An 8,113-nucleotide genomic window follows, 5' to 3' on the forward strand; every position below is an offset into this window, starting at 1 on the left:
CATTCAACAAGCTTAGAGCGTTACGATGGGCGTATCACAAGTACCATGTGCGTCCCGTCTAGCTCATGCACCCCTCAACCCGACCGCAAGCAGCGGCAAGAATGTTTATTCTTTGGTTCGGGGTGCGGGCTTTTTTTGTTTTGTACGAACAGGGAGGAACAGCATGAATACAATAGTCATTTCAATCAAAGGGGTTTCTTATCAGTATCCAGAACAGGAATCATTTGCCTTAAACAATGTCTCGCTGGATGTGTATAAAGGAGAATGGCTGGCGATTGTGGGTCATAATGGATCGGGCAAGTCAACGCTCGCTAAGATGTTGAATGGACTTCATTATCCGTCTAAAGGTACCGTTATGATTGGCGGGTATGCACTCAATGAAGAAAATGTTTGGTCTATTCGTGAAAAACTAGGGATGGTTTTTCAAAATCCAGATAATCAATTTGTTGGAACAACGGTTCAGGATGATGTGGCTTTTGGGTTAGAAAATAACGGTGTTGAACATGGTGTCATGCAGGAGCGTGTTTTCGCCTCTCTTGAAAAAGTCGGCATGACCGCTTTTCTGAATCAAGAGCCGCACCATCTTTCCGGTGGACAGAAACAGCGCGTGGCGATAGCTGGCGTGATTGCTTTACGCCCGGACATCATTTTGTTAGATGAAGCAACATCGATGCTCGACCCACTTGGACGTGAAGAAGTGATGAATACTGTTCGTGAATTGAACGAAAAAGAAGGACTGACGGTTATTTCGATTACGCATGACCTAGAGGAAGCAGCAAAAGCAGACCGAGTGATCGTCTTGAATGAGGGCAGGCTGTATACAGAAGGAACACCGCAAAGTATTTTTCAATTGGACAGAGAACTTTTGAATCTCGGTCTCGGTGTACCATTTGCTGTTCAAATGAGTCAACTGCTAGCAGATGCGGGTCTGCAGCTGTCACAGCGTCATTTTAATGAAGAAGAGCTGGTGAGTGAATTATGGACATTAAACTTCAAGATGTAGAATACCGATATGCCGCCGGTACACCGTTTGAACGGCCAGCAATTGCTGATGTGTCCTTTCACATCCCCTCCGGCCAGTATGTTGCGATTATCGGTCATACAGGCTCGGGCAAATCGACTGTTCTTCAGCATTTAAATGTGCTTCTCAAACCGTTAAAAGGAGAAATTGAGATTGGAAGTCGTACAATTGCAGCAGGACGGAAGGAAAAGAATTTAAAAGAGATCCGCCGCCGCGTCGGCATCGTGTTTCAATTTCCAGAACATCAGTTATTTGAAGAAACAGTTGAAAAGGATATTTGCTTCGGTCCGATGAATTTTGGTGTAACAGAAAATGACGCAAAAAAACGGGCACTTCAAGCAGTCCGCCTTGTCGGTCTACCGGAAGATATACTGAAGAAATCACCGTTTGATTTGTCCGGCGGGCAAATGAGACGGGTTGCGATTGCTGGTGTGCTAGCGATGAAACCGGACGTCCTTGTACTTGATGAACCGACAGCAGGACTTGACCCACGCGGCCGGCAGGACATCATGAACATGTTCACAGGGTTGCAGAAGACGAACGGGCTGACGTGTGTATTGGTTACTCACAGTATGGAAGATGCAGCACGGTATGCGGATAAAATCGTTATTATGCATAAAGGACGTGTTCATCGCACCGGTACACCACGTAACATTTTTCGTGATGCAGATAGTTTAACGAGTGTAGGTCTTGATATACCGGAAACAGTTCGATTTCAGCAGTTGTTTGAAAAAAGACTTGGGCGGCCGCTTGAAAAGGTTTGTTTAACGCCTGAAGAACTGGCTGCAGAAATAGGCAAACTACGCGGTGAAATATCATGATGGAGAAAATTATTTTTGGCCGCTATTTGCCATCAGATTCCGTTGTGCACCAGATGGATCCACGTGCGAAGCTGTTGTTTATTTTTACATTTGTCGGGATCGTTTTTTTGGCGAATAACGTTGTGACATACGCGCTGCTCGGTGCATTTACCTTTTTGATTGTCTTTTTATCAAAAGTGAAACTGCGCTTTTTAATTGGGGGCCTTAAGCCGGTGCTTCTCCTCGTGCTGTTTACGTTCTTTTTGCATGTCTTTTTTACAAAAGAGGGGGATGTTCTTACACAATTCGGCTTTTTGACGATTTATAAAGGCGGTGTTATAAAAGGGATCTTTATTTCGCTGAGGTTTTTACTGCTTATTTTCGTGACATCACTTCTTACACTGACGACGCCGCCTATATCGGTGACGGATGGAATTGAATCTTTATTTGGTCCACTTAAAAAGATAAAGGTACCGGTGCACGAACTGGCGCTCATGATGTCCATTTCTCTCCGATTTATTCCGACATTGCTTGATGAAACGGATAAAATTATGAAAGCACAGATGGCACGCGGAGCCGACTTTTCGAGCGGATCGATTTCAGATCGGGTCAAGGCAATTATACCTCTTTTAATACCGTTGTTTGTGAGCGCCTTTAAACGCGCGGAGGAGCTCGCGGTAGCGATGGAAGCACGTGGCTACAAAGGCGGCGAAGGACGGACGAAATACCGAATTCTGCGCTGGAGCATGCGTGATACGATGGCGATGCTGTTTCTAGTTGTCCTATCAGCTGTTCTATTCATATTAAGGAGTTAATGGGAGAGATCAAGTTGAAACGGATAAAATGTGAACTCATGTATGATGGTTCGCGCTTTTCAGGTTATCAGTCGCAGCTGAACGGCCGGACGGTGCAGCAGGAGCTTGAAAAGGCCTTATACGTTATCCATAAAAAGACACCTGTTAAAACACACGCATCCGGCCGTACAGACGCCGGTGTACACGCGCTCGGACAGGTTGTTCATTTTGACACGCCGATCCAGATGCCGGCCGAAAGATGGGCAAGAGCGCTCAATGGTGAACTTCCTGCTGATATTTCGGTGAAGTGGACAGAAGAAGTGCCTGACTCATTTCATGCACGCTATTCAGTTAAGGGTAAAGAATACCGCTACCGTATTTACCGGACACCGTTCCGGGATCCATTTCGGAATGCCTACGCCCATCATTATCCGTATCCGCTTGAGGTGAGGCGGATGAAGGAAGCGGCTCTTCATTTAATTGGTGAACATGACTTTACATCCTTTTGTTCGGCGAAAACCGATAAAGAAAATAAAGTGCGGACTATAACAGATATTACATTTATTGAACAGGGCAACGACCTTGAAGTGAGATTCGTTGGTAACGGATTTTTGTACAATATGGTTCGAATTATAGTAGGAACATTAATAAAAGCAGGCAACGGGCGCATTGAGCCTGCTGATGTGGCTGTTATTTTGGCAGACCGCGACCGTAAGCGTGCAGGGCAGACAGCACCGGCAGCAGGGTTATATTTGTGGAAAGTTTTTTATTGAAATGCATGGCAACTAAACCGAGTGTTGCATTTTTTCTTGACAATAAATTAAAGACAATATATTATAGCATATGGTATGTTATTTGACCCCACGATAAGCCCCGGAAGTTTATTCGTGATATAAATACATTGAACCGTAAAAACATTAACAAATCAGGAGGGTAAACAATGCGTACGACTTATATGGCTAAAGCAAGCGAAATCGAGCGTAAATGGTTCGTGATCGATGCTGAAGGCAAAACATTGGGCCGCCTATCAAGCGAAGTAGCATCTATTTTGCGCGGCAAACATAAACCAACTTTCACACCGCACGTTGATACTGGTGATAACGTCATCATCCTCAACGCTTCTAAAATTGAATTGACTGGTAACAAACTTCAAGGGAAAATTTACTACCGTCACAGCATGTATCCAGGCGGTTTGAAAACACGTACAGCACAAGATATGCGTGATAAAAACCCTGAAAGAATGCTTGAGCTTGCTATTAAAGGCATGCTTCCAAAAGGTTCTTTAGGCCGTCAAATGTTCAAAAAACTTCATGTATACGCTGGAGCAGAACATAAGCATGAAGCACAACAACCGGAAGTTTACGAACTTCGCGGATAATAAATATTAAAAGGAGGAAATGACATTGTCACAAGTTCAATACTTAGGCACAGGACGCCGTAAAAGTTCAGTAGCCCGTGTACGTCTCGTACCAGGCGAAGGTAAAATTCTAATCAATGGCCGTACTGCTGAAGATTATATTCCATTTGAAGCGTTGCGTACTGTGATCAACCAGCCGCTTGTTGCGACTGAAACAGGAAACAGCTATGATGTACATGTAAATGTAAACGGAGGCGGCTACACAGGGCAGGCGGGAGCGATCCGTCATGGTATCGCCCGTGCTCTTTTGCAAGCCGATCCAGAATATCGCCCAACACTTAAACGTGCAGGCTACCTTACACGTGATGCACGTGCGAAGGAACGTAAAAAATATGGACTTAAAGGTGCACGTCGCGCGCCACAGTTCTCAAAACGTTAATTTTTCGTTATCAAAAATCCTTTCTCCAACCTGGAGAAAGGATTTTTTTCATTTACAGGAAATTTCGTTCATATACTGTTTGTGACAGGAGGGACTGTTTATGAAGCGGATTGCTGTTGTAATTCTTCTGATTGCCATCGCCGCCTTTTTTTATCAAGATATAAAGCCTGTCTTTAATACGTGGAAGCTGCCGCTTACGGGTCTGACGATTATGATCGATCCCGGGCATGGGGGGATGGATGGAGGTGCGGGAGACGCTGACGCACTGGAGAAAGACATTGCATTATCCGTTTCAGAAAAGCTGAGAGATTATTTAAATGGGCAGGGAGCAGTTGTGTTAATGACCAGAGAAGAAGACAAGGATCTAGCAGGGGAAGAAACGAAGAGCGTGCGCACACGAAAAACAGAAGATTTGCAGAAAAGAAGCCGGCTCATTAATGAGTCGCGAGCTGATTTATTTGTTAGTATCCACTTAAATGCGATCCCATCAGAAAGGTGGCGGGGATCTCAAACGTTTTATGCTTCTCACCTGCCTGAAAATAAAAAAATAGCGACATCCATTCAGCGTGAGCTGACAGTTAATCTTGAAAATACAGAACGGAAGCCGGCAGAAATTGGACATGTGTATATTTTAAAAGAAGCAACTATACCAGGAGCACTTGTCGAAATCGGTTTTTTATCAAATCGAGAAGAGCGTCGTCTTCTGTTAAATGAGGAGTATCAAGATAAAACAGCAGCTTCCGTGTCACGTGGTATATTGCGTTATTTTGAAAGCCAGTAACCGTTTTCCATCCTTCATTTACATGATTATGGTATACTGAGTAAAGTGAAGAATACAAGTGAAGGATGGTGCTCCCTATGATTGCAGAAGCGCGAGTACGCGACATTGTGAATGCCCTTGAAGACCCTTTTTTACATAAAACACTTGCGGAAACGGGCGGCATTGAAGAGATTACAATGAGAGAAGAACAAAATCATGTGAGCGTGAAGATTGCCATCGCTCAAACGGGAACGCCTGAACAATTGCAGTTGCAAATGCGAATTGTGAATTCGTTAAAAGAAGCGGGCGTTGAAACAGTTGGCCTTCGTTTTACCGAACTGTCTGAAGAGAAAATAGCTCAATTTCGTGGTGCAGATGCTGGTGAAAAGGATGGGGGATTGCTTTCTCCAAATAGTGAGACTGTCTTTTTAGCCATTGCGAGTGGTAAAGGCGGTGTTGGAAAATCAACTGTATCGGTCAACCTAGCGATCTCACTTGCCCGTCTTGGCAAAAAAGTAGGTCTTATTGATGCGGATATTTACGGATTCAGTGTACCGGATATGATGGGGATTACAACACGTCCGGTTGTTCGTGGTGAAAAAATAATCCCCGTTGAGCGGTTCGGTGTAAAAGTCATTTCAATGGGCTTTTTCGTTGATGATAATGCACCGGTCATCTGGCGTGGTCCGATGCTTGGTAAAATGTTAAACAGCTTCTTCAAAGAAGTAGAGTGGGGCGATCTTGACTATTTGCTACTTGATTTGCCACCAGGAACAGGGGATGTCGCGCTCGACGTTCATACGATGCTCCCACATTGTAAAGAAGTAATCGTGTCGACGCCGCATCCGACTGCCGCATTCGTCGCAGCCCGTGCTGGTGCAATGGCGCTACAAACTGAACATGAATTAGTAGGCGTTATTGAAAATATGGCTTATTTTGAAAGCAAATCAACAGGTGAAAAAGAGTACATTTTTGGTAAAGGCGGCGGTGATAAGCTAGCTGATGAATTACGAACGGAAGTACTTGGACGCCTGCCGCTTCAGCAGCCGGACTGGAATGAAGAGGACTTTGCTCCATCCGTTTATGCAGAAGATCACCCGCTTGGCGCAATTTATCAAGAAATCGCCGCAAAACTTGATACGAAACTATCTTCAAAGTAAACAGCTTCCGGGTCACGGCCCGGAAGCTGTTTATGTGAAAAGACAAAAATTGTCCACGTCTCTTAACCTTTCTTTTTCACTAGTGTATTGTTACAATCGAAAGAGAAGAATATACAGGGGGATTCATGCGTGGGTATACGAAACTGGATACGATTTTTTACACATACATTGCTGATCGGTGGAGCGGTTGCCGGTATTTTAGGCTTTATCATCCGCTGGGGAGAATTTTCACCACTTTTCGCAAATGGTGAATGGAAAGAAGTGCTGTCTGTTCTTGCTTGGCTGATCGGTGTTGGTTTTACATTTAGTGTCATTAGCCAGATGGGGTTCTTTGCCTACTTGACAATTCATCAGTTTGGACTTGGATTATTCCGCTCATACTGGAATTTTATTCAGATCGCACTGATCATTGTCGTGCTGTTCGACCTTGTCTATTTTCGGTTTGAAGCATTCGGCAATGACGGGGAAGCAATCAGTTCTTATTTAATTTTAGCAGCCGTTTTATTCATTGTCGGTCTCCTAGTTGCATGGCTAAAAGGAAAAGGGAAAAATAAGAATGTCTTCGTTGCAGCATTGTTCTTTATGATCGTCGTTACAACGCTGGAGTGGCTTCCTGTGTTGCAGGCAAATGAAGAAAGCTGGCTTTACTTAATGCTTTTTACACTATTACCATGTAATGCATTTCAGCTCTTAATGCTGCCGAAATACAATCAAAAAGTCTCAAAAGCCAATTAATCGGCCTTTGAGACTTTTTTTCATGGAATATATTGAATCTTTGTATCGCCGCCAATCATTTCAGACAAGCTGATTAATTTTTCTTTTTGGGATAAAATAGAGATCCATTTCTCCAATGCAAGCTGGTCCTCGTCAGTGTTTAATAAAACAATGTCTCCTTTACCTGATTCTTTTATAAAAGAATCAGCGGATTGGCTACGCAAATCAATACTCCATTGCACGGGCAAATAACCATGGGCAGCTGCAACGTGTAAAAGATTCTCATGTTCATTGCCATCTGCTGCCCGTAAAAAAACAATGTCTTTTTGGCCATGTGAAGCAAGTATTTTTTTTACAGCAGCAATTTCTTGAATGATCTTGTCCTCATTAGAAGAATCGGTAACAAGAACACCTATATCAAATGCTCTGTCGACAAGTAATTTTGATGCTTTTGGATGGTGTTTAAGCCAGGAGGAAGTAACAAAAAAAGAAGCGGTTGTTTCGTTTTTGATCAAAGCATGTACTAATTTCCCAATGTTTTTTTCTTGTTGATCCACATTTACTGTTAAAGAAATACCGCTCTGACCAGCGTAAATATTGTTTGTTGCTCCATCCATTGAAATAACGGGATGTTCGTTTTTAGGCTGCAAAAATAAGAAAAAAAGACAGGCTGACATAAGAAAAAAAGCAACCCATTTTAATTGTTTGGCACGTATAAATAGGAACGGCGTCATTGTCATAGCCCCCGATTTAAAAGGATTAAACAAAGTATATGAATGAAAAATAAAAAAATACGAAAAAACGATTGACCTTTTGTAGAGAAACATGTTAAATTAAATCTTGCCGTTGCGAAGACGCGAAGTTGCTGAAAAATATTTTGAAAAAAATATTGACAACAAAAGCGGCAAAATGTTAATATATAAAAGTCGCTGTCGAACAGCGCAATTGAACATTGAAAACTGAACAAAATCAATAAAAACGTCAACGTTTTAGTTTTAAATCTTATCTGGCAGATGCCTGTCATCTGCAGATAAACAAATGAGCAAGTCAAACACTTTTTGGAGAGTT

Annotated in this window: 10 protein-coding genes; 9 read left to right on the top strand and 1 reads right to left on the bottom strand. The window is 43.0% G+C overall.

Features of this window, described 5'->3' with window-relative positions; translation table 11 throughout:
• Positions 1-163: 163 nt before the first annotated feature.
• From A3M5_RS0118040 to A3M5_RS0118080, 9 genes are all read left to right on the top strand, one after another.
• Entirely contained in the window at positions 164-1,003 is an 840-nt protein-coding gene (locus A3M5_RS0118040; RefSeq protein WP_018395182.1) for an energy-coupling factor ABC transporter ATP-binding protein, read from the top strand.
• Positions 979-1,842, top strand: a complete 864-nt coding sequence (locus A3M5_RS0118045; RefSeq protein WP_018395183.1) for an energy-coupling factor ABC transporter ATP-binding protein — start codon at positions 979-981, stop codon at positions 1,840-1,842. Before A3M5_RS0118040 ends, A3M5_RS0118045 begins: the two co-directional genes overlap by 25 nt.
• Entirely contained in the window at positions 1,839-2,636 is a 798-nt protein-coding gene (locus tag A3M5_RS0118050; RefSeq protein ID WP_018395184.1) for an energy-coupling factor transporter transmembrane component T family protein, read from the top strand. Before A3M5_RS0118045 ends, A3M5_RS0118050 begins: the two co-directional genes overlap by 4 nt.
• Positions 2,637-2,650: 14 nt before the next feature.
• Positions 2,651-3,388: a tRNA pseudouridine(38-40) synthase TruA gene (gene truA / locus A3M5_RS0118055; protein WP_026221802.1), complete on the top strand. Its 738-nt coding sequence runs from the start codon at positions 2,651-2,653 to the stop codon at positions 3,386-3,388.
• A gap of 167 nt (positions 3,389-3,555) precedes the next feature.
• Positions 3,556-3,993: a 50S ribosomal protein L13 gene (gene rplM, locus A3M5_RS0118060; protein WP_018395186.1), complete on the top strand. Its 438-nt coding sequence runs from the start codon at positions 3,556-3,558 to the stop codon at positions 3,991-3,993.
• Positions 3,994-4,018: 25 nt separating this feature from the next.
• Entirely contained in the window at positions 4,019-4,411 is a 393-nt protein-coding gene (rpsI, locus tag A3M5_RS0118065) for a 30S ribosomal protein S9 (RefSeq protein WP_018395187.1), read from the top strand.
• A gap of 100 nt (positions 4,412-4,511) precedes the next feature.
• On the top strand, positions 4,512-5,192 hold the full coding sequence (gene cwlD / locus A3M5_RS0118070) for an N-acetylmuramoyl-L-alanine amidase CwlD (RefSeq protein ID WP_018395188.1): 681 nt from the start codon (positions 4,512-4,514) through the stop codon (positions 5,190-5,192).
• Positions 5,193-5,269: 77 nt separating this feature from the next.
• Positions 5,270-6,331: an iron-sulfur carrier protein/transcriptional regulator SalA gene (gene salA / locus A3M5_RS0118075; protein ID WP_018395189.1), complete on the top strand. Its 1,062-nt coding sequence runs from the start codon at positions 5,270-5,272 to the stop codon at positions 6,329-6,331.
• Between the two features lie 129 nt (positions 6,332-6,460).
• A complete protein-coding gene (locus A3M5_RS0118080; RefSeq protein WP_018395190.1) occupies positions 6,461-7,066 on the top strand; it encodes a KinB-signaling pathway activation protein in 606 nt (201 codons plus the stop codon).
• A gap of 20 nt (positions 7,067-7,086) precedes the next feature.
• Here the strand turns inward: A3M5_RS0118080 and A3M5_RS0118085 are convergent, their stop codons facing one another.
• Positions 7,087-7,779, bottom strand: a complete 693-nt coding sequence (locus tag A3M5_RS0118085) for a polysaccharide deacetylase family protein (protein WP_018395191.1) — start codon at positions 7,777-7,779, stop codon at positions 7,087-7,089.
• Between the last annotated feature and the right edge of the window lie 334 nt (positions 7,780-8,113).

Origin of the sequence: Bacillus sp. 37MA, from assembly GCF_000372765.1 — a bacterium.
GTDB classification, from domain to species: Bacteria; Bacillota; Bacilli; order Bacillales; family Domibacillaceae; genus Domibacillus; species Domibacillus aminovorans.

What these genes read in the sequence shown, in the direction of transcription:
- A3M5_RS0118040 (WP_018395182.1), top strand. Translation starts at nt 164, where the DNA reads ATGAATACAATAGTCATTTCAATCAAAGGGGTTTCTTATCAGTATCCA.
- A3M5_RS0118045 (WP_018395183.1), top strand. Translation starts at nt 979, where the DNA reads ATGGACATTAAACTTCAAGATGTAGAATACCGATATGCCGCCGGTACA.
- A3M5_RS0118050 (WP_018395184.1), top strand. Translation starts at nt 1,839, where the DNA reads ATGATGGAGAAAATTATTTTTGGCCGCTATTTGCCATCAGATTCCGTT.
- rplM (WP_018395186.1), top strand. Translation starts at nt 3,556, where the DNA reads ATGCGTACGACTTATATGGCTAAAGCAAGCGAAATCGAGCGTAAATGG.
- cwlD (WP_018395188.1), top strand. Translation starts at nt 4,512, where the DNA reads ATGAAGCGGATTGCTGTTGTAATTCTTCTGATTGCCATCGCCGCCTTT.
- salA (WP_018395189.1), top strand. Translation starts at nt 5,270, where the DNA reads ATGATTGCAGAAGCGCGAGTACGCGACATTGTGAATGCCCTTGAAGAC.
- A3M5_RS0118085 (WP_018395191.1), bottom strand. Translation starts at nt 7,779, where the DNA reads ATGACGCCGTTCCTATTTATACGTGCCAAACAATTAAAATGGGTTGCT.